This window comes from Halobacterium jilantaiense (assembly GCF_900110535.1).
Classification (GTDB): Archaea; Halobacteriota; Halobacteria; order Halobacteriales; family Halobacteriaceae; genus Halobacterium; species Halobacterium jilantaiense.
The window spans coordinates 100353-123823 of sequence record NZ_FOJA01000001.1; the positions used below are offsets into that span (position 1 = coordinate 100353).

The 23471-nt window shown below is 69.7% G+C and carries 29 protein-coding genes; 13 read left to right on the top strand and 16 right to left on the bottom strand.

Translation table 11 applies throughout. The features are described from left to right. Positions 1-21: 21 nt before the first annotated feature. Complete coding sequence (locus BMW35_RS00560) at positions 22-261, bottom strand: DUF1918 domain-containing protein (protein ID WP_089667207.1); 240 nt, start codon at positions 259-261, stop codon at positions 22-24. A gap of 207 nt (positions 262-468) precedes the next feature. Between BMW35_RS00560 and BMW35_RS00565 the strand changes: the two genes are divergently transcribed. Further along, entirely contained in the window at positions 469-1044 is a 576-nt protein-coding gene (locus BMW35_RS00565) for an NUDIX hydrolase (RefSeq protein ID WP_089667208.1), read from the top strand. Between the two features lie 87 nt (positions 1045-1131). Beyond that, positions 1132-1935 carry a hypothetical protein gene (locus tag BMW35_RS00570; RefSeq protein WP_089667209.1) on the top strand — a complete coding sequence of 268 codons (804 nt, stop codon included), beginning with the start codon at positions 1132-1134 and terminating at the stop codon, positions 1933-1935. Positions 1936-1938: 3 nt separating this feature from the next. Here the strand turns inward: BMW35_RS00570 and BMW35_RS00575 are convergent, their stop codons facing one another. The 3 genes from BMW35_RS00575 to pyrB all read right to left on the bottom strand — a co-directional run bounded on the left by BMW35_RS00575 (position 1939) and on the right by pyrB (position 4322). Beyond that, the gene (locus BMW35_RS00575) at positions 1939-2769 is read right to left on the bottom strand and encodes a hypothetical protein (protein ID WP_089667210.1); all 831 of its coding nucleotides are present in this window, start codon (positions 2767-2769) and stop codon (positions 1939-1941) included. A gap of 177 nt (positions 2770-2946) precedes the next feature. Next, on the bottom strand, positions 2947-3420 hold the full coding sequence (pyrI, locus tag BMW35_RS00580) for an aspartate carbamoyltransferase regulatory subunit (protein ID WP_089667211.1): 474 nt from the start codon (positions 3418-3420) through the stop codon (positions 2947-2949). Continuing rightward, positions 3417-4322, bottom strand: coding sequence for an aspartate carbamoyltransferase (pyrB, locus tag BMW35_RS00585; protein ID WP_089667212.1), 906 nt, complete (start codon positions 4320-4322; stop codon positions 3417-3419). The genes pyrI and pyrB overlap by 4 nt, the downstream gene beginning before the upstream one ends. An 82-nt stretch (positions 4323-4404) precedes the next feature. Here pyrB and BMW35_RS00590 point away from each other — a divergent pair, with 82 nt between their 5' ends. Beyond that, entirely contained in the window at positions 4405-5040 is a 636-nt protein-coding gene (locus BMW35_RS00590; protein ID WP_089667213.1) for a MinD/ParA family ATP-binding protein, read from the top strand. A 28-nt stretch (positions 5041-5068) separates the two neighbouring features. On the opposite strand, the gene BMW35_RS00595 is transcribed toward BMW35_RS00590, so the two are convergent. Then, the gene (locus tag BMW35_RS00595) at positions 5069-5332 is read right to left on the bottom strand and encodes a hypothetical protein (RefSeq protein WP_143052114.1); all 264 of its coding nucleotides are present in this window, start codon (positions 5330-5332) and stop codon (positions 5069-5071) included. Positions 5333-5795: 463 nt separating this feature from the next. Here BMW35_RS00595 and BMW35_RS00600 point away from each other — a divergent pair, with 463 nt between their 5' ends. Continuing rightward, positions 5796-6422, top strand: coding sequence for an RAD55 family ATPase (locus tag BMW35_RS00600; RefSeq protein ID WP_089667215.1), 627 nt, complete (start codon positions 5796-5798; stop codon positions 6420-6422). Between the two features lie 75 nt (positions 6423-6497). Here the strand turns inward: BMW35_RS00600 and BMW35_RS00605 are convergent, their stop codons facing one another. Continuing rightward, positions 6498-7430, bottom strand: coding sequence for an FKBP-type peptidyl-prolyl cis-trans isomerase (locus tag BMW35_RS00605; RefSeq protein WP_089667216.1), 933 nt, complete (start codon positions 7428-7430; stop codon positions 6498-6500). Between the two features lie 60 nt (positions 7431-7490). Then, positions 7491-7688: a DUF7511 domain-containing protein gene (locus BMW35_RS00610; RefSeq protein ID WP_089667217.1), complete on the bottom strand. Its 198-nt coding sequence runs from the start codon at positions 7686-7688 to the stop codon at positions 7491-7493. Between the two features lie 110 nt (positions 7689-7798). Between BMW35_RS00610 and cyaB the strand changes: the two genes are divergently transcribed. From cyaB to BMW35_RS00630, 4 genes are all read left to right on the top strand, one after another. Beyond that, on the top strand, positions 7799-8431 hold the full coding sequence (cyaB, locus tag BMW35_RS00615; protein ID WP_089667218.1) for a class IV adenylate cyclase: 633 nt from the start codon (positions 7799-7801) through the stop codon (positions 8429-8431). Positions 8432-8496: 65 nt separating this feature from the next. Beyond that, positions 8497-9717 (top strand): methionine adenosyltransferase, encoded by a 1221-nt coding sequence (locus tag BMW35_RS00620; RefSeq protein ID WP_089667219.1) that lies wholly within the window; start codon positions 8497-8499, stop codon positions 9715-9717. A gap of 467 nt (positions 9718-10184) precedes the next feature. Then, positions 10185-11363 carry a tRNA sulfurtransferase gene (locus BMW35_RS00625; protein WP_089667220.1) on the top strand — a complete coding sequence of 393 codons (1179 nt, stop codon included), beginning with the start codon at positions 10185-10187 and terminating at the stop codon, positions 11361-11363. Then, positions 11360-11809: a DUF5804 family protein gene (locus BMW35_RS00630; protein WP_089667221.1), complete on the top strand. Its 450-nt coding sequence runs from the start codon at positions 11360-11362 to the stop codon at positions 11807-11809. Before BMW35_RS00625 ends, BMW35_RS00630 begins: the two co-directional genes overlap by 4 nt. A 3-nt stretch (positions 11810-11812) precedes the next feature. Here the strand turns inward: BMW35_RS00630 and BMW35_RS00635 are convergent, their stop codons facing one another. After that, complete coding sequence (locus tag BMW35_RS00635; protein ID WP_089667222.1) at positions 11813-12802, bottom strand: PLP-dependent cysteine synthase family protein; 990 nt, start codon at positions 12800-12802, stop codon at positions 11813-11815. 107 nt (positions 12803-12909) lie between these two features. Here BMW35_RS00635 and BMW35_RS00640 point away from each other — a divergent pair, with 107 nt between their 5' ends. Further along, complete coding sequence (locus tag BMW35_RS00640) at positions 12910-13275, top strand: TlpA family protein disulfide reductase (RefSeq protein WP_089667223.1); 366 nt, start codon at positions 12910-12912, stop codon at positions 13273-13275. Here BMW35_RS00640 and BMW35_RS00645 read toward each other — a convergent pair. Beyond that, on the bottom strand, positions 13265-15466 hold the full coding sequence (locus BMW35_RS00645) for a thioredoxin domain-containing protein (protein ID WP_089667224.1): 2202 nt from the start codon (positions 15464-15466) through the stop codon (positions 13265-13267). The two genes, BMW35_RS00640 and BMW35_RS00645, sit on opposite strands and share 11 nt — an antisense overlap. Before the next feature lie 179 nt (positions 15467-15645). Here BMW35_RS00645 and purD point away from each other — a divergent pair, with 179 nt between their 5' ends. Further along, entirely contained in the window at positions 15646-16932 is a 1287-nt protein-coding gene (gene purD, locus BMW35_RS00650; protein WP_089667225.1) for a phosphoribosylamine--glycine ligase, read from the top strand. Between the two features lies 1 nt (position 16933). Here the strand turns inward: purD and BMW35_RS00655 are convergent, their stop codons facing one another. The 4 genes from BMW35_RS00655 to BMW35_RS00670 are packed head-to-tail and all read right to left on the bottom strand — an operon-like array spanning position 16934 to position 19128. Then, positions 16934-17554, bottom strand: a complete 621-nt coding sequence (locus tag BMW35_RS00655) for a DUF2238 domain-containing protein (RefSeq protein ID WP_245708103.1) — start codon at positions 17552-17554, stop codon at positions 16934-16936. Then, the gene (locus tag BMW35_RS00660; protein WP_089667227.1) at positions 17551-18135 is read right to left on the bottom strand and encodes a hypothetical protein; all 585 of its coding nucleotides are present in this window, start codon (positions 18133-18135) and stop codon (positions 17551-17553) included. The genes BMW35_RS00655 and BMW35_RS00660 overlap by 4 nt, the downstream gene beginning before the upstream one ends. A gap of 39 nt (positions 18136-18174) precedes the next feature. Beyond that, positions 18175-18735 carry an Ntn hydrolase family protein gene (locus BMW35_RS00665; protein ID WP_089667228.1) on the bottom strand — a complete coding sequence of 187 codons (561 nt, stop codon included), beginning with the start codon at positions 18733-18735 and terminating at the stop codon, positions 18175-18177. A gap of 33 nt (positions 18736-18768) precedes the next feature. Then, positions 18769-19128 carry a hypothetical protein gene (locus tag BMW35_RS00670; protein ID WP_089667229.1) on the bottom strand — a complete coding sequence of 120 codons (360 nt, stop codon included), beginning with the start codon at positions 19126-19128 and terminating at the stop codon, positions 18769-18771. Positions 19129-19583: 455 nt separating this feature from the next. On the opposite strand from BMW35_RS00670, the gene BMW35_RS00675 reads away from it, so the two are divergent. Next, on the top strand, positions 19584-19847 hold the full coding sequence (locus BMW35_RS00675; RefSeq protein WP_245708104.1) for a hypothetical protein: 264 nt from the start codon (positions 19584-19586) through the stop codon (positions 19845-19847). 47 nt (positions 19848-19894) lie between these two features. Here BMW35_RS00675 and BMW35_RS00680 read toward each other — a convergent pair whose 3' ends face one another. Further along, entirely contained in the window at positions 19895-20164 is a 270-nt protein-coding gene (locus BMW35_RS00680; RefSeq protein WP_089667230.1) for a hypothetical protein, read from the bottom strand. Positions 20165-20325: 161 nt separating this feature from the next. On the opposite strand from BMW35_RS00680, the gene BMW35_RS00685 reads away from it, so the two are divergent. Both BMW35_RS00685 and BMW35_RS00690 read left to right on the top strand, forming a co-directional pair. Next, positions 20326-20682, top strand: coding sequence for a four-helix bundle copper-binding protein (locus BMW35_RS00685; protein WP_089667231.1), 357 nt, complete (start codon positions 20326-20328; stop codon positions 20680-20682). A 132-nt stretch (positions 20683-20814) separates the two neighbouring features. Beyond that, complete coding sequence (locus tag BMW35_RS00690; RefSeq protein WP_089667232.1) at positions 20815-21834, top strand: DUF7972 family membrane protein; 1020 nt, start codon at positions 20815-20817, stop codon at positions 21832-21834. A 9-nt stretch (positions 21835-21843) separates the two neighbouring features. On the opposite strand, the gene BMW35_RS00695 is transcribed toward BMW35_RS00690, so the two are convergent. Further along, positions 21844-22392, bottom strand: a complete 549-nt coding sequence (locus BMW35_RS00695) for a DUF421 domain-containing protein (RefSeq protein WP_089667233.1) — start codon at positions 22390-22392, stop codon at positions 21844-21846. Then, positions 22385-23386 (bottom strand): potassium channel family protein, encoded by a 1002-nt coding sequence (locus BMW35_RS00700; RefSeq protein WP_089667234.1) that lies wholly within the window; start codon positions 23384-23386, stop codon positions 22385-22387. The genes BMW35_RS00695 and BMW35_RS00700 overlap by 8 nt, the downstream gene beginning before the upstream one ends. Positions 23387-23471: the final 85 nt, after the last annotated feature.

Genomic DNA, 23471 nt, shown 5'->3' on the forward strand with positions numbered 1-23471 from the left:
CGCCGACGCCTAAAAGACCCGCTACTCGTCGGCTTCGTCCGCGTCGGACTCGTCGTCCTCGTCGTCGCCGCCGACCTCGGCGTCGGGGGCGGCTTCGAGGCTGTCCTCGGGGACGCCGGCCTCCTGGCCGTCCTCGAAGCTGATGGTGTAGTTGACGTCGCCGAACATCGTCTCGGCGGTCTGCGTGATCTTGCCCGTCTGGCCGTCGTACTCGCTGTGTTTCTCGTGGAGCACGACCGTGTCGCCCTTCTCGAAGCTCATACCACGCTGTTCCCCCGCGGTACGCAAAAAACGATTGATTGTCGGCGGCACCGCCCGGTCGCCGTCCGTCGTCGCGTTCGCAGGCGCTGACGGCGTCCGAAACCGTCAGGAGTGTCGCCGTGGAAGTGTGGGTAATGACTCTCGTCTCCGTCTCTCGCTCGGACTCGCTCGCGCCGCTCTGCGACCGCCGCCGCGCTCCACGGGCCGATGCCCGTCGATGACCTCTGGTTCCTCGCGCAGCGCGCCAGCCAGCAGGCCGAGCGAGCGTACCACGACCTGACGGCCGACTGCGAGGGGTTCGTGGAGTTCGACCGCGAGCGCTCGGTCTCCCGCTGCCAGTTCCGTACGCTCGCCGAGCGCGTCGCGGCGACCGGCGCGCCCTACGGCGCACACACCGTCGTCTACCGGGAGAACGGCGACCTGCTGTTGGTGCGCCACGAGGGCGTCGACCGCTGGGTGGTGCCGGGCGGCGGCGTCCACGAGGACGAGTCCTATCGCGCGGCCGCCGAGCGCGAACTCCGCGAGGAGGCGGGCGTCGGAGCCGACTACGAGGGCCTGGCGATGCTGACCGACGTCACGTTCCGCTCCGGGGGCCACGAGGCCTGGGGCGTCCTGCCGGTGTTCGCGGCGCGCGCCGACGACGCCACCCCGACCGTCGACGACCCGGACGGCGAGATTTCTGACGCGCGCTGGTTCGACACGCTGCCCGAGGACACCCGGGACCGCGGCGACCTGCGGGCGTGGCGCGAGCGCGCGCTCGGCGGCCGCGCGGCCGGCGACTAACCGGTCAGTAACGGACCGAGCGCGGGCACAGGCCCGCAAAAGCCTTCTCCGTGCCCGCCGAACGGGAAGCCAACTGCGGAGGCGCAGATGGACGGCTCAGACCTCTCCCCGGGCGACGTGCTCGCGCTCACCGGCTACGGGGTGGCGGGGCTCGTCGGAACCGTCGTCGCCGGCTTCCTCCTCCCCGTCGCGCTCGACCCCGTCCAGCCAGTGGTCTACGACGCGCTCTACCGGCCGCTCGGACCGTGGACGGCGACCAGCGCGGCGACCGCCGTGCAGTTCGGCTTGGCCGGCGCGCTCGCGCTCTCGGCCGCCGTGCTGGCCGTGGAACACCTCGGCGGCGGCCGAACCGAGTCGGTGGCGGCCGTCCTCGCGGTCGGCGTCCTCGGGCTGGTGGCCGCGGTCTTCGCTGGTGTCGCCGTCGGCGCGCCGGCGCTGCTCGCGACCGCCGCCGCGGACCTCCTCCTCCTCGTCGTGGGATTCCTCGCGCTCGGCCGCGTCGACGCCTCGCGCGCCGGCCGGGCCGCGTTCGTCGGCAGCACCCCGTCGCTCGCGCTGCTGCTCGTGGTGCTCGCCGTCGGCCTCGGCTGGGGCGGCGGCTACGACATTGTCGCCGAGCCAGCGCCCGAGTCGGCCGACGCCGCGGCCGACTTCGCGGACGCGCCCGAACTGCAGGCCGACCTGTTCGCACCCGAAGCCTGCGAGAACGGCGTCTGCCGGCTGGCGCTGCGAACCTACGACCGCGAAGCCGCGGCCGGCCGATTCCTCGACGACAACGGCGTCCGCTGTCCGCTCGTGAACGCGCCCGACGCCCGCGACTGGGGCGGGTCGTTCGTCGCCGCCCACGACGGCGACCGTTACAGAATCACCTGCGAAGCGTACGGCGACTGAGTGCTACTCGCCGGGGCCGAAGGACTTCCCGTCGCGCTCCTCGGCACCCCTGCGGCGGAGCGCGGCGCGGGCGTTGCTCGCCTCGTAGCCGAAGTAGACGTCCTCGCCGTACTCCTCGGCGACCTCCGCGGCGTGCAACAGATTCTCCACGTCGACGTTCACGGCGTACAGCTCGACGCTGAACGGCGCGCTCAGCGCGTCCTCGAAGCCGGACGCGATGGTCTCGATCCAGTACGTCGTCTCGTAGGCGGTGTCGTAGAGGGGGACGACGAACTCGTCGACGACCTCGGAGAGCGCCTCCAGGTCGAGGCCCGCGCGCTCGTAGAGGTGCCCCGGGTAGGGGTCGGGATACAGCGTGAGGTACGCCTTCCCGGGGATGCGCTCGACCGCCTCCTCGACGAACTCGGTGATGACGTCGGCGCGCCACGCCTGCCAGTCGTCGAACTCGGACTCGGCGAACGCCGCCTCGCAGCGCTCGCAGTGGCAGTACTCGGCGCGCGGGAACCCCACGTCGTCTAAGCGCACGTCCTCGTTCAGTTCGGCACAGGTCTCGACGACGGTGAGCACGCCGTTCCGGTAGTCCTCCGCCAGCGGGCAGATGTACGCCCAGTCGAAGTACGGACGGTCCCGCGTCGCCTTCTTCCCCTCGTCGTCGACGGGGACCAGTTCGGGGTCGGTGCCGGCGGTGGCGTTGTCACCGAAACACGACACCATGTTGACCGCGTTCTCCACGGGGTCGACGTGCCGGCCGGTCACGTCCTTGACCTCGTAGAACCCCCGGTCGAACTCCGGCCAGTCGAGCTCCTCCGCGTTCCGAGTGACGACGCCGTACATGAAAAACGGGTACGAACGGGGACCGCCTACGTGTTTCGGCTCAGTCGATGCGGTCGACTTCTTCGAGTTCTTCTGCGTCGTCGCCGAGGACGACCTTCCAGACGAGCGCGATCAACAACAACGCGACGGCGGCCTTGACCAGCTTCCGTGCCATGACTGACACTACCGACGCCGGCACTAAGGGCTTTGCGGGGTATCCGCGAGGTGTGCCGTGATGTCGTCCCGCAAGATGTCGCCGCAGTACTCACAGCGGAGGCCGTCGTCCAGCACCTCGAACGTCGGGTCGGCGGGCTCGCCCGCGTTCGTGATGCACTCGCTGTTCGGACACGTCAACACGCCCGAGACGTTCGACGGGCGCTCGACGCGGCGCTTCGCTTCGACCTCGTAGTCGCGGACGATGTTCACGGTGGCGTCGGGCGCGATGAGCGACAGCACCTCGACCTCCGAGTCGCTGAGCTCGCGGCCCTCCACTTTCACCACGTCCTTGCGGCCGAGGCGCTCGCTCGGGACGTTCATCCCGAGGCTCACCGCTTCGCCGCCCGAGCCGTCGATGCCCAGCATCGCGAGCACGTGCAGGGCCTGGCCGGCCGTGAGGTGGTCGAGGACGGTGCCGTTCTCGATCTTGGAGACGCGGAGTTCGGTGTCTGTCATAGCAGGGAGTCGAGCAGCGCCATCCGCACCGGGACGCCGTTGTGGGCCTGTTCGAAGTACGTCGCGTACTCGGTGTCGTCGATCTCCGGCGCGATTTCGTCCACGCGCGGCAGCGGATGCATCACCGAGAGGTCGTCTTTCGCGTGTTCGTCGAGGAGTTCGGGCGTGACGCGGTACTCGCCCGCGACGGCCTCGTACTCGTCGTCGTCCGGGAACCGCTCGCGCTGGATGCGCGTGACGTACAGCACGTCGAGGTTCGGAAGCACGGCTTCGAGGTCCTCGTGCTCCCGGACCTGCGCGCCCGCCTCGTGGAGGTCGTAGCGCACCGACCGCGGCAACTGGAGGCTCTCCGGGCTGACGAAGTGCTGGCGTGCGCCGAAGTTCGTGAGCGCGTGCGCCAGCGAGTGCACCGTCCGACCGTACTTCAGGTCGCCGACGATGCCGATGGAGAGGTCCTCCAGACCGGCGTGCTCGCGGATGGTGTAGAGGTCAAGCAGCGTCTGACTCGGGTGGTGGCCCGCGCCGTCGCCGGCGTTCACCACGGGCACGTCGACGCGCTCGCTCGCGAGCTTCGCCGCGCCCTGCTTGGGGTGCCGGAGCACCAGCCCGTCGGCGTACCCCTCGACGACCCGGACGGTGTCGGCCAGCGACTCGCCTTTCTTCACCGAGGAGTCGTCGACCGACCCCATGTCGACGACGCCCGCGCCGAGGCGCTTGGCCGCCGTCTCGAAGCTCATCTTCGTGCGCGTGCTCGGCTCGAAGAAGCACAACGCCAGCAACTCGCCCGCGTGCAGGTCGCGAGCAGCCTCCGGGTCGTCGTCGAACTCGGCGGCCCGCTCCAGGACTGCCTCGATGTCCGACCGGGAGAGCTGTTTGGCGGTCAGCAAGTGGTCCTGTTGCATCGGGTGAACACGCGCTCTCCGGGAGCGTAAATCCCCCGAACCTACCCGAGGTTGAAGTACCGGGACGGGACCACCAACCCCCGTGCTGGCAATCGCGGGCGGGAAGGGCGGCAGCGGGAAGACGACGACCGCACTCGGCGTCGCGGGCGCGCTCGCCCAGCGCCGCCGCCGCCCGCTGGTCGTGGACTGCGACCTCGACGCGCCGAATCTCCACCTGCGTGCGGGCGTCGACCGCGACCCCGGTGTCGACGCACCCGACCCGGAAGCCGCCGGTCGCAAAGCCGCCGCGCTTCCCGGCGTGGACGTGCTGCCGGCCGGCGACGCCGACGGTGACGACCTCGCAGCCGCACTCGCCGCGCTCCCCGCGGACCGCCCCGTCCTGCTGGACTGTCCCGCGGGCGCGAGCGAGGCCGCTGCGCGCCCCCTCCGGGTCGCCGACGCCACCGTCCTCGTCACCACACTCGGCCACGAGAGCGTCGAGGACGCTGTCAAGACCGCCGCGATGGCGCGCGCCGTCGGGACGGCTCCCTGCGTCGCGGCCGTCTCCCGCGAACCGAGCGTGACCGACGGCCTCCGGGCGGCGCTCGGCGTCTCCGAGTGCGTCGCCGTCCCCGACGTTCCTGCGCCGCTGACTGCCGACGCCGCGACCGCCGCGTACGCGCGCCTCGCCGATGCTGCCGGAGCGGACTCCTTCGCAGGGGGCGAAGCTCAAACGTAAGTGGCTGACCTGCTATTGGAGCATGGTATCAGATTAGCCCCTTCCAGATCTGTATTTCTCCGTCTCGTGGGAGGTGGACTCTCACACGAACTTCGTCCTCCGTCTCGTCTTCGAGGACGGCCGTCGTGTGCTGCTCAGTGTGGTGATTGAATGCTCTGACTGTCCAGATTGCAGCGGTGTTCTCGATGGCTTCGACGGGGAGATTGGTGGACCCGCCGGAGTCGTCTTCTGGGTCGTCTGCTGGGACGTCGAACGTCCGCCAGTACTCGATTTCTCCGTCGCGCTCGAACACCACTGAAATACTGCGCTGTTCGGGTACATCGCTGCTGATGTGCCCGCCGGTAATCTCCACAGCGGGAGTAGACTGGTCCTGTGAGAGGGACCCGCATCCCGAGAGGGCTCCGACACTCGCCGCAGCAGCGGCGACCGTCTGGCGTCTGGTGAGACGAGGCACGTGGAGCCGGTTTGGGTCGGCGAAGTAACTATTTTGTGCCACAAATGAGGGCTATAATAGATTCAGGCACTCTGGCGAGGGGACATGCCATGACTTCCAGCGCAGCGAGATGGAACCTCGAAGAGGTCGGCGAAGACGGACTGACTAGAACAGGGCGGAGGTGGCGTCGACGTACGGGCGACGGTTCTCTCGTCGTAGCGGCCATCCGACCACGACACACCCGCTACTACGCCTCAGCGGAGCATACGAGCCAGCCCAGCCACCCGAACGCTTAACGTGCGCTGACTACTAACACGGTCGCATGGACGACCGGCTCTCCACTGGCGTCGACGTGCTCGACCGCGAGCTCGGCGGCGGCGTCCCCCCGGGCACGGTCATCGCCTACGAGGCCCCACCGGCCAGCCAGGGAGAGCTCCTGCTGTACGAGCTCACGCGACCCCGTCCCACCCTCTACCTCACGACGAACCGCACCGAAGACGCCGTCCGGGACGCCTTCGAGGCGACGAACGCCCCGACCGGCGACCCCCGGTTCGGCTACATCCCCGCGGCGGACTCACTGGAGAACGCCCGGCGCGCGTTCCGCTCGATTCCCGAGCAGTCGACGGTCATCTTCGACCCCGTCGACGCCCTGGAGCGCGCCGACCGCGCGCGCTACGAGAACTTCCTCAACGAGCTCGGCAACCACGTGCGGAACACCGGCAGCGTCGCCGTCCTCCACTGCCTCGACACCGACAACACTCCCCCGCTGCGAGGGACGACGGAACACCTCGCGGACGTCGTCTTCCAGCTGGAGCTCGAGGAGGCCGCGGGCGACATCGAGACGCAACTCACGGTGCCGAAGTTCCGCGGGGGCGCTGCCCTGGAGACGCCCGTGAAGCTCACGCTCCGCGAGCGCGTCCAGGTCGACACCAGTCGCGACATCGCCTGAGTGTCCAACAGCCGTCGACAGCCGGGGCGAGCGCGGCCGCTACGCGTCGGGAAGAATGGAGAGAATCCGGGCTGCTTACTCGTCGTCGAGGTCGAGGTCCTCGTCGTCGAGTTCCTCGACGATTTCGTCGGCGTCGACGTCCGCATCCTCGAGGGCGTCCTCGACGTCGCCGAGGTCGCCGCCTGCGCCGCCCATCATGCCGCCCATGCCGGGCATGCCGGCGGGCTGGCCGTCGATAATCTCCTGGACGATGACGCGGTCGATGCCCAGCATGTCGATGACCTGGTTGAGCACCTGGCTCTTGCCCATCATCCACTGCTGGTTGAACTGGAGCTGCTGGGACTGCTCGATGTAGAGGGTCTCCTTCTCGACCGTCTCCGTGGTGGTCTCGGTCTCGCCGTCCTCGTTCTCCTCGGTGACCTCCTCCTCGACTTCCTCGGTCTCTAGGTCGACGTCGAGTTCGACGTCGAACATCATCTTCAGGAAGCCGACGGCCTGCTCCTCGCGGTCGGTGACCTCGTCGAGGACTTCGTAGTCGTACTCGACGTCCTCACCCGCGAGCGGGTGGTTGAAGTCGACGCGTGCGCGGCCGCCGATGATGGCTTCGACGTGGCCGTGCTCGCCGTCGACGTCGACGTGCGCGCCGGGGTAGCGCTCGTCTTCGGGAATCTTGTTCGCGGAGACGGTGCGGACCTCCTCCTCGTCGTACTCGCCGAAGGCCTCCTCGGCGACGACGGTACCCTCGTCACCGACGTCCTTGCCCTTCAGGTCGTCCTCGACGGCCTCGAAGATGTGGCCCTCGCCGATGACGATGGTGCGCGGTGAGAAGTCCTGCTCCTCGGTGTCGACGCCCTCGTCCTCGGCGACCTCCTCGTCAGTGGTGTCGACGAGTTCCTCGCTATCGACGGTGTAGGCGGTGTAGGAGAGCTCTACGAAGTCTCCCTCCTCGAAGCCGCCCTGTTCGTCGCTGGATTCATCGGCCTGCTCGGCCTCGGTTTCGTCGCTCATACCCATACGCACTCCCGTTCCACCCTTAAGAATCACGTTTCGCACCTGTGAGCACGGGCGTCAGCGCGCGTCCGTCAGGGAGACGACTGCGTCGGCGTCGACGGACAGCCACGTGGTCGTGTAGTCGGCGGCCGAGACGTCCCGCGGAGAGACGGTGACGCGGTCCGGCTGGTCGGTGTACCGGACCACGTGTAGGCGGAGGTCGGGGTCGTCGTCTGGCGCGCTGAACGCGTCGCCGCCGCGAGCGTCGACTGACATGACAGTCGGGAGTGTCACCGGAGTCGCCTTGAACGCTGCTAAGAGCCGAACGTACGGCTATGGAGACATCAAGCGCCGGCCTTTTCTCCCGGCACCTCGACCCAGCAGTCATGTACGAGGTGGAGGTGAAGGTGCCGGCAGACCACGACGACGTCCGAACGGCGCTCAACGAGGCGGGCGCGGAGTACCTGGGGACGGTGGCGCAGTCGGACACGTACTACGACGCGCCACACCGGGACTTCGCGGCGACCGACGAGGCGTTCCGCATCCGGACTGTCGCGTCGGCCGTCGCGGACTTCGAGCGTGGCGACGACCTCGCGGCGGATGTCGACGCCGTTCTCTCGGGTGGCGCTTGCGCCGGCGGCGAGACCAGGGTGACCTACAAGGGGCCGCTCGTCGAGACTGAGTCGAAGACCCGTGAGGAGTTCGAGACGACTGTCGGCGACGCAGACGAGATGGCCGCGGTCCTCGACGGCCTCGGCTTCGAGCCGGCGGCCGACGTGCGGAAGCTCCGGGCGAAGTTCCGGCTGGCGGAGTTCACCGTCCTGCTGGATGCCGTCGAGGGCGTCGGCGACTACGTCGAAATCGAGACCGAGGTGGACACGGAAGCCGAGGTCGAGGCCGCCCGCGAGCACGCCTACGAGGTGCTCCGGGACCTCGGACTGGACCCGACCGAGCAGATTCGGACATCGTATCTCGGCCTCAAGCTCGGCGACGACGAGGTCGCCGCCGAAGATGCGTAGTGGGCATAATTCCGGCTGTCACCGTTTTCGCAAGTTATAGGAACCGAGACTTGGTAGATTCGCCAATGACCGACCGGAACATCCAGGTGCAGTCCCTCGACCGCGGTGCTGTCGAGGACGAGGCCGTCGAAATCGTCGAACGAAAGGGCCTTGGCCACCCCGACTCCATCTGCGACGGCATCGCCGAACACGTCTGTGAACGCCTCGCTCAGGAGTACCTCGACCGCGTCGGCACGGTCCTCCACTTCAACACCGACGAGACCCAGCTCGTCGCCGGTGACGCCGCCCCCGCCTTCGGCGGCGGCGAAGTCGTCGACCCCATCTACATCCTCGTCGTCGGCCGCGCCACCAGCCACTACGTCGACGACGACGGCACCGAGTACCACATCCCCGTCGACTCCATCGCCCTCGAAGCCGCCCGCGACTACCTCCGAGAGACCCTCCCCAACCTCGACCTCGAGACGGACGTCATCGTCGACGTCAAACTCGGCGAAGGCTCCGGCGACCTCCAGGAGGTCTTCACTGAGGACGGCCCGAACGTTCCGATGGCCAACGACACCTCCTTCGGCGTCGGCCACGCCCCCCTCACGGAGACCGAGCGCATCGTCCGCGAGACCGAACGCTCCCTCAACGGCGACTACGCCGACGACAATCCCGCCGTCGGCGAGGACGTCAAAGTCATGGGCAAACGCGAGGACGACCACATCGACCTCACCGTCGCCGCCGCCTTCGTCGACGCGTACGTCCCCGACATGGACGCCTACACCGCCCAGATCGAGGCGCTCCGCGACCACGTCCACGACCTCGCCACCGACCACACCGACCGCGAGGTCACCGTCCACGTCAACACCGCCGACGACTACGAATCCGGCTCCATCTACCTCACCACCACCGGCACCAGCGCCGAACAGGGCGACGACGGCAGCGTCGGCCGCGGCAACCGCGCCAACGGCCTCATCACCCCGAACCGCTCCATGAGCATGGAAGCCACCTCCGGCAAGAACCCCGTCAACCACATCGGGAAAATCTACAACCTCCTCTCGACTCAGATTGCCGAGGAAGTCGTCGCCGAAGTCGATGGCATCCGCGACCTCCGCGTCCGCCTCCTCTCCCAGATCGGCCGCCCCATCGACGAACCCCACGTCGCCGACGTCCACGTCGTCACCGAAGACGGCCTCGACGTCTCCGACGTCGAATCCGAGATTCAGGCCATCGTCGACGACGAACTCGCGAACGTCACGGACGTCACCAAACGCGTCATCGACGGCGAACTGACTACGTTCTAGTACCTTTTGCGCTGCGCTCGGCGGCTTCGCCGCCTCGCTCGGCAAAAGCTACGCCAAAAGCACTCCTCCTTCGGTTCGCTCGCTGCGCTCGCTCCCCTCAGTCGTCGGCCCGAGCGCTCCCGCTGGTCGCGCTCGGTGAACCGCTCGCCCCGGCCTCTTCGCGGCGTCCTCAGAAATGCTTCGCGTTTCTGATGGGCTGCACGAGAGCTTCGCTCTCGTGAACGCTCGGCTCGCGGATGCTAGCCGCTGCCAGTTGATTGACTGGCCGAATCCCGCCGGCTGCGTAAGTTCAAGTAGCAGGCCGGGACCAGAGCCGTCGTGACCTGACGATCCGTGCGGGTCCGGCCGAGACGGGAGTGCGGCGTGCCGGCCCGCAGCAGTCCAGCCGCCTGCTCGCCAGCCCCCGGTCTGCGAGTGTTCTCGGCCGTAGCGATAGGTGTTTACTGCCGGGATGGCTTGCACCGTCTATGCTTCCGCCCGGAGCCGACACTGTCGTCGTGCGGCACGGCGACGTCGGCGTGAAGTCGAGTCACGTCCAGTCCGAGATGGAGCGGACGCTCCGGGAGAACGTCGCCGCGATGCTCGCCGACCGCGGCGTTCCGGGTGAGGTCGACCGCGAGTGGGGTCGCATCCTCGTCCGCACCCCCGAACCGGACCGTGCGGCCGACGCCGCGGCCGACACCTTCGGCGTCGTCTCCGCCAGCCCCGCCGTCGCAGCTCCCTCGAATCTCGACGCCATCACGGACGCGCTCGCCGATACCGCCCGCGAACACTACCGCGAGGGCGCGTTCGCGGTCGACGCTCGCCGCGCCGGCAGCCACGACTTCGACAGCCGCGACGTCAACCGCGCGGGCGGCGACGCCGTCTGGGCGGCCGTCGAGGACGACTTCGAACCCGAAGTGGACCTCGACGACCCCGATTTGACGTTCTCTGTCGAAGTCCGCGACGAGGAGGCGTTCGTCTTCCTAGAGACCCGGGACGGACCCGGCGGCATGCCGCTGGGCACGCAGAAACCACTCGTGGCGCTCCTCTCCGGCGGCATCGACTCACCGGTCGCCGCCTGGCAGGCGATGAAACGCGGCGCGCCGGTGGTCCCGCTGTACCTCGACCTCGGCGACTACGGCGGCCCCGACCACCTCGCTCGGGCCGAGGAAGCCGCCAGGAAACTGGACGCGTACGCGCCGAACCGCGACCTCGACCTCCGGGTCGCGCCGGCCGGCGACGCGGTCGGGCGACTCGCGGAGTCCGTCGGCCGCACCCGGATGCTCTCCTACCGGCGGTTCATGTACCGGGTCGCCGAGCACGTCGCCGAAGACGCCGGTGCAGTCGGCGTCGTCACCGGTGAGGCCATCGGCCAGAAGTCCAGCCAGACCACGGCGAACCTCGGCGTCGTCGACCGCGCGACGCACCTTCCGGTCCACCGGCCGCTGCTCACCTGGGACAAACAGGAGATAATCCGGGCCGCCCGCGACATCGGCACCTACCGGGACTCCACCATCGAAGTGGGCTGCAACCGGCTCGCGCCGAGCCAGCCGCTCACCGCCGCCCCGGTCGAGAGCGTTCGGAAAGACGAGCCGGACGACCTCTTCGAGTGGGCGCGGGAGGTCGCCGACGTCGTCGAGCGCGCGGAGGTGCCGAGAGCGTGACGGAGGTACTGGTCCTCGGTAGCGACGACGCGGACCTCCGGCTGGACCTGTTCGATTACGACACCGCGCGCCGCGCGCTCGCCACCTACGACGTGCGGTCGCCGTACGCGAACACGGTCGCCGTCGACACGGTGAGTCTCGGCGGCGCGGTCTCGCTGCTGAACGACCTGAACTGGTATCTCGTCCGGCTCGCCGACGCCGCGTTCGTCCGGGAGCCGTCGGTCTCGGAGACGGAGTGGCTGTCCCGCGACCTCGCCGCGAAGGTGCGGGACGGCGAGGTCCGGGCGGCCGAGACCGACGCGCACCTGAAGGTGTACGGCGTCGAGGGCGGCGCGCTCGTCGAGCCGATGTACGTCACACGAACGCAGGGCGAACACCCCGAGTACGACCTCCGCGAGGTCGACGAGACGTTCACGGTGCGCGTCAGCGAAGACGAGTTCCGGTAGCCCTCAGTCGAAGACGCCGGCGGAGAGGTAGCGTTCGCCGGAGTCGGGGAAGACGGTAACGACCAGCGGGCAGTCGTCGTAGGGGTCGCCGCCGTCCGCGAGCGCGTCGCCGTTCAGGTCCTCGAAGTCCTCGGCGTCGAAGTCGACCTCCGGGCAGTTCAGTCCGGGGTCGGCGATTCGCTCGGCGACCCGACTGGCGGCCCGGTAGACGGCTCCGCTGGACTGCCCGACGAGGATGCCGTCCTCGCGGGCGAGGGTCTGAACTGCGGTCTCGGCGTCCTCGACGTCGACTGTCTCGACGGTGTCGATGAGGTCTCTGTCCAGGATGTCGCTGACGAACCCCGGCCCCATCCCCTGGAAGTCGTCGTCGCCTGATTCGCCGGTCGAGAGCACGGCGTTTGATTCGGGTTCGACGGCGACCACCTCCATGTCGGGGTACTCCTCTTTCAACCGGGTCGCGGTGCCGGTAATCGTACCACCAGTGCCGACGCCCGCGACGAACGCGTCGATTTCGCGGCCCTCCACCTGGTCCAGAATCTCCTCGGCGGTCGTCCGGTAGTGCGCTCGCGGGTTCGCGGGGTTCTCGAACTGGCCGATGCGGAAGCCGCCGTCCTCGGCGGCGAGACGGTCGGCGACCCCGTTTGCGGTCTCCATCCCGCCCTCGACGAGTTCGAGGTCGGCACCGTACGCCCGCAGCAACTGCTTGCGCTCCGTGGACATGTCGGCGGGCATCGCGATGGTGAGGTCGTAGCCGCGCGCGGCGGCGACGACCGCCAGTCCGATGCCGGTGTTGCCGCTGGTGGCTTCGACGAGTCGGTCCCCCGGCTGGATCGCCCCCTCGCGCTCGGCGGCCAGTACCATCTCCCGCGCGGGCCGGTCTTTCGCCGACCCGCCGGGGTTGAACCCCTCGAGTTTGGCCGCGATGGTTGCGCCCTCGGGCGCTGGCACGCGCACGAGCGGCGTCCCGATGGCGTCCAGAATGCTGTCCTTCATTGTCTCATCTTACGAGACCCCGGAGTAAACGTGTATCGGGCCGTGGCAGCGCCTGCCGGCTCTGCCGCTGGCGGCGGGTTTTTGCCGGCGTCCCGCCAACTGGTGGTATGACACTGAGTACGATGGAGCCGAACCCGGCGTGGGACGCCGACTCCTACCCGGCGGTCGTCGACGCGTTCGAGAGTCTGGCCGACGGCGCGACCGTCCACGTCTGGGGCGCGGACTGGTGCGGGGACTGCCGCTCGCAGCTCCCGGACTTCGCGGCTGCGCTGGACGCGTCGGGCGTGGACCCCGAAGTGTACCCGGTCGAGCGCGGCGACGACGGGAAGACGGGGCCGAACGTCGAGGCCTACGGCGTCGACCTGATTCCGACCGTCGTGGTGGAGAGCCCCGACGGCGAGGAGTTGGCGCGGTTCGAGGAGCGGGAGCGCCAGCCGCCCGCCCAATTCCTCGCCGCGCAGCTCACCGACTGAACTCGGCGAGCCACTCCGTGATTTCTGCGGCGCTCTCGAGCGGCGGCGAGCACGCGCGCCGGCAGACGTAGGCGCGCGGGCCGTCGTCGGCGCTCCGGACGGCCCACACGGGTGGGGCGTCCTCGATTTCGAGGTCGGCGAGCCACTCGGCGAGCCCGGCGTCCGTGGGCGGCCGACGGGTGAGCAGGCGGTCGGGGAGGTACGCTTCGCCGACCGCGGCGCGCCAGTCGTCGGGCGTCCGGTCGGCGGCGACCGTGACCTCGCGGTGCCCCGTGGCGTTCGTGTCCGCGGCGAGCGCGAGTTCCGGGAGCCGGCCGGGATTGGTGTCGATGCGGCCGCCGTACCGCTGCAGCATCGCGGTCGCGGCCTCGGCGTAGCCGGCCTCGGGGTCGAAGGCGTCGAGCGCGAGCAGCGTCTCGCTGGCGACGCCGACCGGCGACGGCGTCGACCCGCCGCCGGTCGCCTGCGAGCGAACGTCCACGTCCTCGATTTCCTCCGGGGTCTCGTACAGCGCGCCGCTCCCGTCGTCGTAGCAGGCGTCGAGCACGGCGTCCGCGAGGTCGAGCGCGAACGCGAGGTGGCGGTGGTCGCCGGTCGCCTCGTAGGTGGCGAGCGCGCCGGCCGCGAGGTAGGCGTAGTCCTCGGCGTAGCCGACGCCGGCCACCTCGCCGTCCTCAGAACGCGCCGCGTTCTGACGGGCTGCGGAAGACGACTCCGTCGTCTTCCGAACGTCGATTGTGCGGCGGGCGAGCCGGTGGCCGTCCCAGAGTTCTTCGCGGACGAAGTCGACGGCGTCGGCGGCGCGGTCGGCGAACCGGTCGTCGAGCGCGAGCCCGGCTTCGGCGTAAGCGCGCGCCATCAGGCCGTTCCAGCCGGCGAGTACTTTGTCGTCGCGGGCGGGTCGCGGCCGGTCGGCGCGGGCGGCCCGCAGTCGGGTCTCGGCGGCGTCCAGCCACGCGCCGACCGTCTCCCGGTCCGCGTCGAAGCCGTCGGCGACTTCACCGACGGACGCCGAGACGGTGAGGACGGTCGTTCCGTTCTCGAAGTTGCCGGCGTCGTCGACGCCGTAGCGCTCGCAGACGGCGTCGGCGAGAACGTCGTCGCTGGCGTCGCTCGGAGCGTCCTCGGCGTACTCTCGGACGGCGTCCCGAATCTGGTCGGGCGTCCAGACGTAGAACGCGCCCTCTTCGCGCTCACCGTCGGGGTCGTCGACGGGCGGACTGCGTGCGTCGAGGGTGGCGTAGAAGCCGCCGTCGGGGTGGCCGAGTTCGCGGTCCACGAAGTCGAGGGTCTCCCTGGCGACCGCTACGTACCGGCTGTCGCCGAGCGCGCGGTGGCCGTCGACGTAGAGCCGCGCGAGTTCGGCCTGGTCGTACAGCATCTTCTCGAAGTGCGGGACGGTCCAGTCGCGGTCGGTGCAGTAGCGGTGGAAGCCGCCGCCGACGTGGTCGTAGAGCCCGCCGTCGGCCATCGCGTCTAGCGTCTCGCGGGCGACTTCGGCGTACTCGTCGCCGAGGTGGCTCGCCCGCAAGAGGACGTGCAGCCGGCCGCTCTGGGGGAACTTCTGACCGCGGCCGAAGCCGCCGTTGGCGCGGTCGGCGGCGCTGGCGATGTCGTCGGCGGCGTCCCCGAGCGGGGAGTCAGCGCCGAGGTCGACTGGCTCCGGGAGGTCTTCGAGTTCGCCGCGGGCGGCGCTCAGCCACTGGTCCGCGCGGTCTTCGAGTTCGTCGCGGTCCTCGGCCCAGTTCTCGGTGACGTCGTCGAGCAACTGGAGGAAGCCGGGCTGGCCCTGCTTGGGGTGTTTCGGGAAGTACGTGCCGACGTAGAACGGCTCCCGGTCGGGCGTGAGGAACACCGACAGCGGCCACCCGCCGCCGCCGCGGACGACCTGACTGACTTTCATGTACAGCGAGTCGACGTCCGGGCGCTCCTCGCGGTCGACTTTCACGGGAACGAAGTTGTCGTTGAGCTTCTCGGCGACCTCGGGGTCGTCGAAGGACTCCTCGGCCATGACGTGACACCAGTGGCACGCCGAGTAGCCGATGGAGAGGAAGATGGGCGCGTCGTGTTCGCGGGCTTTCCGGAAGGCCTCTTCGCCCCACTCCTGCCAGTTCACGGGGTTGTCGGCGTGCTGGCGGAGGTAGGGGCTGGCCGCCTCGTCGAGGCGGTTCTCGTCCGTCGGTTGGGTCATGGCTGGCGGTAGGCGTCGGGCCCGGGTAAACCCCGGCGTCGCGTCACTAGACGTTGCCCCCTCGCGTTCGGCTCCGTCCCGGTGGCCGCTGTCACCCCCACACGTTATAAGCACGTTCGTGACTACTCAGTGCTAGTCGAAGGGCAACGCTTACACTCTCGTGCTTACTCGGTGCGGGTATGACAGAGCGCGTCCTCCTGCTCGGCGGCGGCGGCCGCGAGCACGCCGTCGCCGAAGCCCTGGCGTCCGACTGCGAGCTGTACGCCGCGGCGGGCAACCGAAACCCCGGCGTCGCCGGACTCGCCGACGGGTTCACCGAACTGGACACGACCGACCCCGACGCCGTGCTCGACCACGCGGAGTCAGTCGACGCGACGCTCGTGGTGGTCGGGCCGGAGAGCCCGCTGGCCGCGGGCGTCGTCGACGCTCTGGAGGACGCGGGCATCTACGCGTTCGGCCCGAAACAGGCCGACGCGCGCATCGAGACGGACAAGCCGTTCCAGCGGCAGTTCATGGCCGACAACGACGTCCCCGGGCAGGCCGAGTTCGCGGCGTTCGACGACTCCGCGGCGGCCGCCGACTACGTCGAGTCCGTCGACGGTCACGTCGCCGTCAAGCCCGCTGGTCTCACCGGCGGGAAGGGCGTCCGCGTCACCGGCGACCAGGTGTCGAAAGCCGAGGCCGCCGAGTACGTCCGCGAGAGCGGCCACGACGAGTGGGTCATCGAGGAGCGTCTGGAGGGCGTCGAGGTCACCGTGCAGGCGCTCGTCGCGAACGGCGACGTGCGCGTCACGCCGGTCGCACACGACCACGGCCGCGCCTTCGAGGGCGACGAGGGGCCGAACACGGGCGGTATGGGCAGCGTCGCCGGTCCCGGCAAACTCCTCCCGTTCGTCACCGAGGACGACTACGCGGCGGCCGTCGACACCATCGAGGCCGTCGTCGAGGGGCTGGACGACTACCGCGGCGTGCTCTACGGCCAGTTCATGCTCACCGCCGACGGGCCGAAAGTCGTGGAGTTCAACGCCCGGTTCGGCGACCCGGAGGCGATGAACACGCTGCCCGCGATGGAGACGCCGCTGCTGGAGGTACTCGTCGCCGCCCGCGACGGGGAGCCGCTGCCGGACCTCTCTTTCTCCGAGACGGCGACGGTCTGCAAGTACGTCGTTCCCGAGGACTACCCGACGGACCCCGAGGGCGGCACGAAGCTCACCGTCGACCCCGAGGACCTGCGCGACGCCCGGCTCTACTACGCCAGCGTCGACGAGCGCGCGGACGGCGTCTACACCACGACCTCGCGGTCGTACGCGGTCGTCGGGACGGGCGACTCGCTCGCGGCGGCGAACGACGCCGCCGACGCCGCGCTCGGCGACCTCCCCGAGGGCCTGCGCGCCCGCCGCGACGTCGGCTCCGAGGCGCTGCTGCAGGCGCGCGAAGCGACGATGGCCGACCTGCGCGGGGACTGAGTCACTCCAGCAGGCTCCGGGCGTACCTGACCGGACGGTCGAGGTAGCCCGTGCCGAACGCCGCGAGCAGCACCGCGCCGAGCGTGTTGAACACGAGGTCGTTGACGATGTCGCTGACGCCTCGCACGGCCAGCGGTTGGCTGGCACCGAGTTCGGTGGCGAGCACGCCGGACGCGAACTCCAGCAGCTCCCAGAACACGCCCGCGGCGAGCACGAACACGACGATGAACACCGCGCGGAACTCGCCCGGAACGTCGATTTCGTCGGAGTGTTCCTCGAAGGTCCGTAGCGTGACGTAGCCGATGCCCGCGATGAGCACGGCCGAGACGGTGTGCGTGACGCTGTCGTACCACCCGAACCAGTCGTAGGGGCCCAGCGACCCGACCGTGTGCAGGAACACCGACAGCGTGACCCAGAGCACGAGCGGGGGGTCCATCGAGTAGTCGTACTCGCGGCGGACCAGTGCCGGCAGCAGGGTCACGAACAGGCTGAAGCCGACGCCGAGCGCGAGCCCGAGCCGGACCGTGGCGAGCGTGTACCCGAACAGCACGAGCAACACGACCTGCATGGCTCTGACGGCGAGTCGCTGGACGCGTTCGGGGGAGTCTGGCGTGGGAGTCACGAGTCTCTGAGCGTGGGTTCGTCCGGGCTGCCGTCGGTCTCGGTGCGCCGGAAGTACAACTCGAAGACGCCCCCGATCACGACAGCGACGAGGGTGACGTAGACGAAGTCCCACTGAATCTGGGCCTGGCTCCGGATGTAGTCCGAGCCGAGCAACTGGTCCGAGGCGTACCGGCCGATGGTCCAGACGCCCTGGACGGCCATCGTCGTCAGCGCGGCGAACGCGATGGAGAACCGCCGGCTCATCTCCACGCCCGTGAACGCGTCTAACTGGGCGACGCCGACGAGCGCGAACGCCGCGACGGCCGTGTACCCGGTGAACTCCTGATGGAGGCCGACGGACTGGCCGACGAACGATGCGGCTCCGACGAGCAACAGCGGCCACGGTGCCAGCACGCGCCAGTCGTCGGCCACCGCCGCCGGGAGCGCGACGAGCACGACGAACCCGACCTCGAAGCCGCTCCAGAGGAACTGGCGAGTGAGCGCGCTGTGGACGGCCGAGAGCGCGACGGCCGCGACCAGCACCCACCCGATGGCGGCGTTCGTCCGGTCGGCGCTGGCCTCTGCTGTGGGGTCCGACACACCCGTTCTTCGGCGGAGCCGCCTAAAGATATGGGCCGGTTACTCGCCGGTCGGCCCGGCGTACTCCCGTGACGGGAGTTCGGCGACCTCGACGTCTGCGGTCGTCTCCGGGTCGCAGTCCCGCGCTGCGTCGACGCTCTCGCGCGCGAGTTCGACGGCGTCGGACAGTTCCGGGCCGGCGGTGGCGCTGTCCAGGTGGCCGAGCGCGACGGCCGCGCCGCTGCCGATGGCCGTCTGCTGGCTGTCCCCGAGCGCGCCGCCCTCCGGCCCGACGCGGCGGAACCAGGCGCGCCCGTCGCCGTCGCGGGCCGCCACGACCGCCTCGACGCCGAGGTCCTCCGCGGCGTCCGCGGCCAGCCGCGCGAACGACGTGATGCCGATGTCGCGGCCCGCCTCGACGTCGAGTTCGCGGAGCGTCGCGTCCACGCGGCGGCCGAACTCGCCGACGTCGCCGGGGTCGCCGACCGCGCCCGCGAGCGCCTCGTCGAACGCGAACAGGCGGTGTGCGCCCTCGCTGGTCGCGTCGCTGTCGTCGACGACGCCCGTGTCCGCGGCGAACGCGACCCCGCCCTCGGTCTCGATGGCGACGACAGTCCCCATCGAATCACCTCTCAGTCGGGCTCCGGAGTCCCGTCATCGCGCCCTCCAGCGCCGGATGGCGCGCCGAACGAGGATGCTGGCTGCGAAGCCGGCCACCGTCCGCACCAGGCGGCCGCGGATGCCGCTGCCCCGGCTGCCGTCAGCGGTCTCGCTGGCGTCCCGCTCGCCCGCGCTCGTGGCGTCCGTCTCCTGGTCGGCGGCGCGCTGGCTCGCTCGTCGTCGGCGCACGAGATACGCCGCCCCGAGGCCGGCGGCCGCGAGCGCGAGGGTCCGCCGCCGAGAGCCCCCGCTCCCGTCGCTGCCGTCGGTGGTCGCCGCCCCCGGCTGTTCTGTCCCCCGGTTCGCCGTCGTCTCGTCGGTCGGTCCCGTGACTGCCGACAGGAGGCTGCTCATTGCATCGCGTCGAAGGCCGGCGGCGGGTATAGTTAGCCGGCACCCACGCGGCGCAAAGCCGCGCCTACCGGTCCGCGGCCGGCTTCCGAGATGGCCTGTGTCTGTTTCCCGCCGGCAGCACGGCTCTTAGGCGGCTTTGCTGTGCCGGCCGGGAGCTTTCGGGCCGCCCGCCGTAGTTCCGCCGATGCGTCTACCCACGGGAACGGAGTCGTCGACCGAGGACTCGCAGGCGTCGCCTGCGACAGACCAGCGGGAACGCGGGGCGCTGCGGTGGCTGCTGAACGGTGCCGTCGGCGGCACGGTGGCCACGGCAGTGATGACCGCCTACCGGATGCCTGTCGCCGCCTCGCTCCCGCCGACCGCGAAGTTCTGGTCGACGTACGTCGCTGGCGGCGACCCGGACGACCATCCAATCCCCGCGCTCGTTCTGCACGCCGCCTACGGCGCGGCCGCCGGTGTCGTCTTCGGGGCGCTGTTCCGGCCGTTCGGCGCGGGCCACGGACAGCGAGAACGAGCAGGAGGCCGGCGGCGTCGTCCTCGGCGCGCTGTACGGCCTCGCGTTGTCCGTCGTCGGGGAGCGCGTCCTCCTCGGCGGCCTGCTGTCGACGGACCTCGACGCGACGGAGTCGCTCGTGTTCCACGTCGGCCACCTCGTCTACGGGCTCTCCCTCGGGTCGTGGGTCGCCTCCGGGTCGACGTACGAGGACCTGAAACCGTAGCCGTCGGCCACGCGTCCGGCGTTCTCGTGGCGTCCTCGGGCCCGGGCTCAGTCCTCGATTTTCGCCACGATTCTGTCGGCCTGCTCGCGCGCGGTCTCCTCGCCGACGTGTTTGTCGACGAGCACGGACTGGACCGCCCAGTCGTCGCTGTCCGCGCGCTTCCCCGTGCGGACCTCGCTCCCCTCGGAGACGGTGTCCGAGACCTCGTCGGCCCACTCCGGGGTGCGAATCGTCTCGAACTCGTCGGGGTCGCGGTACCGGACGTGGATGTAGTCGTCGCCGGTCTCGACCGCCTGCGGGGCTGGGTGGTCGGCCATGTAGCTGTCTTCGCCGCCGACTCTAAAAGTCGTTTTGACGTTGTAAATAACGCGATAGGGGTTATTGAGGCATTAGAACCACTCTATTCTATGCCCCGACTTGGCTGGCTTGTCGTGGCAAGCCACGCGGTCAACACGCTGGCCGGCGAACGTCTGCCCGCATGTCACTCGCAGAGACCGTCTCCGAAATCGACCACCTGAGCGACGACCAGCGCGACTGCATCGAGAACTGCAACGAGGCCAGCGAGGTCTGTGAGTGGTGCGCAGACGAGTGCCTCGCCGACGACGAGATGGAGGAGTGCGCCCGACTCTGCCGGGACGTCGCGGACCTCACCTCCCTGCACGCCCGCTTCATGGCGCGAGACTCCCAGTACAGCGGGGACCTCGCAGCAGTCTGCGCAGACGCCTGCGAGGCCTGCGCCGACGAGTGCGAGCAACACGACGCCGACCACTGCCAGGTCTGTGCCGACGTCCTCCGGGACTGCGCTGAGACCTGCCGCGACATGGCGAGTGCGTAGGCGAGACCGCCTGCCGACGCCCGCGGACGCGACCGACGGCCCCCGCCGTCCCGCGGCGACTGCGCGCCGCGTCGGCGTCCGGAGCCGAGCAGTGCCTCGCGGAGCCCCAGCGCTCGGCGCGGCGGCCACGCGATGAGCCTCGCGGACCGCGTCTACGGGCTGCGGGACTGGGTCCCAGTCCCGGTCGGCGGCTACCGCGTGCGACTGTTCCGGTGGGTACTCCTCGACGCGGACCGGCGGGCCGTCACCGGCGCGCTGCTCACAGTCACGTTCGCCGCCACCCTCGGCGTCAGCTACCTCTGGACCATCGAGATGCAGCAGCTGTTGACGGAGACCGACAGCGTCCAGACGGTGCTCACGCAGCTACTCAGCGGCATCATCCTCCTGGTGTCCATCGTCGTCTCCATCAACTCCATCGTCCTCACGCACGACATCACGTCGCTGACCGCTCAGAAGGACCGCGTGGAGGGCACGACCGACTTCCGACGTGCCGTCGGCCAACTGGTCGGCGGGGAGCGCGGCCCCACCACTCCCGAGCGGTTCCTCGAACAGGTGGTCACCGCGATGCAGGAGCGGACGCGCGCCCTCGAGGACTCGCTGTCCGACGGGGAGCCCGAGGAGTTCGTCGAGGACGTCGAATCGTTCGCCGACCTCGTCGACGACTCCGTCGGGAGCCTGGACGCGCCAACCGAGCAGGTCGGCGGCGCTGACTTCGGCACGCTGTGGGTCGCGCTGAACGCGAACTTCGGCGAGGTCACAGACGAACTGGCGGCCATCCGGCTGCGGCACGCCGACCACATCGAGGACGTCCACGAGGCGCGCTTCGACGCACTCCTCGAAGGCGTCGAGCTGTTCGAGACCGGCCGCGAGTACTTCAAGACGCTGTACTACACGCGCGAGATATCGGCGTTCTCGCGGACGCTGCTGGTCATCTCGCTGCCGGCGGTGCTGGTGACCGCCTGGACCATCCTCGCGCTGGACGCCGGCAGTGTCCCGCGCGTCTGGCTGTTCGGCCTCCCGCCGCTGCAGGTCTTCATCGCGACGACGTTCACCGTCTCCCTGGCACCCTACCTCACCCTGACGGCGTACGTCCTGCGGACGGCGACGGTCGCCCGCCACACCACCTCCAGCGGTCCCTTCGTGCTGGACTGACCGAGCCGGCTACGAGTCGTCGAAGAACTCCTCGTCGAGGATGTTCTCGTCGAGGTTCGCACCGAACGTTTCGGGGTTCTCGACGGACGCCACGACCGAGAACTCGCCGCTGGCCTCCAGGACGACGGCCTCCACCTCGTCCAGCGAGCTGTGGTCTTTCTTCCGGGCCGCCGTCTGGAGTTCGGACTCGGTGACGCGCTGCTCGCGCATCGCCGGCCGGAGGAACTGCCCGCGGAAGTACAGCAGCGTCGGCGGGTTCGTCACGGCGCGCCCGAACACCGGCCAGCGCACCTGCAGCTTCGTGACGACGAACTGGAGCGCGATGAGCAGGGCGAACGCCACGACGGCCTCCGTCAGCGAGACGGCTTTCGCCGTGAGCGCGCGGCCGAACACGGAGCCGATGGCGACAGTGACGATGAAGTCGAAGGCGTTCATCGTCGACAGCGTCCGGCTCCCGGACAGTCGCAGGAACAACACCAGCGTGACGTACATGCTGACACCGACGACTGTGATGCGGACGAGCGGCTCCCAGCCGTCGAAGAACAGCGGCTCAGTCATCGTCGGAGGGCGGCCAGCGCCAGGCGTCGCTGTGCACGACGCCGAGCAGCTTCCGGCGGCGGTCCGCCTGCCCGTCGACGGCCGCCGCGAACTCCTCGTCTTGGACTGTCGGCACGCCCGCTTCCTGCACGCGGTCGAGGTCCGGCGGGTCCGGGGCGTTCGCTGCCGGGTCGAAAAACGACTCGTTCAGGGTCTCCAGGTAGTTGTCGACGGCGCTGCGGGCGTTCGCCACGAGCGCGCGGTTCGGCTGGGCGTCCCGCTGGACGCCGAACCGCAGCACCGTCAGCGCCTCGTCGAAGATGGCGACCCCCATCGCGGACGCCTGGGTCGCCTCCTCGCTGTGGTAGTAGTGCAGGATCGGGTAGGCCTTGTGCTGGGTCGCGAGCGTGTCGAGCTCGGTGGCCAGCGAGTTCAGCGGGAGGTCGAGTCCACGGAACCCGCCCGCGTCCCAGCCGGTCTCCACGGCCGCCTCGGCGGAGTCTCCGAGGCCGGTGACGCTGCTCGCGAACGACCGCTTCTCTGTGACCGCGCTCAACACGGAGAACACGTAGGAGACGCCCATCGTGACGAACAGCATCCCGCTGGCGGTCGTCAGGGACGCCGCGACCTGCCAACCGCCGGTCGGCGGGTAGTAGTCTCCGTTCCCCATCGTGAACATCGTGTACGCGACGAAGTATAACCGGTTCGCCCACGTGATAGGGCGGCTGTCGCGGGCGTTGACGAGTGCGTCCCCGCCGGCCCCGAACACGAGCGTCCAGCCGCCCCAGATGAGCGCCACCCACGTGACGAGCGTCAGCGTGAGGATGACGGGCCCGGCGAGGCTGAGCGCCCGCGAGCGGCGGCCGCCGAGTCGCCGAATCACCGCCCAGAGCCCGGGTATCAGTCGGGTGGAGATGGGGCCAGCGCCGCCGTCGACCCACAGTGTCGTCCAGAGGATGTCGACGACGGCCAGCACCAGCACCGCCACCCCCGCAGCGAGGTAGACGTAGTTCATCGCGGCGTCCGGACGGAGCGCCGGTCACGGCCCGCGTTCGCTTCGAGACCGCCGCTCCGTCGTTCCTGACAGGAATGCATCGACA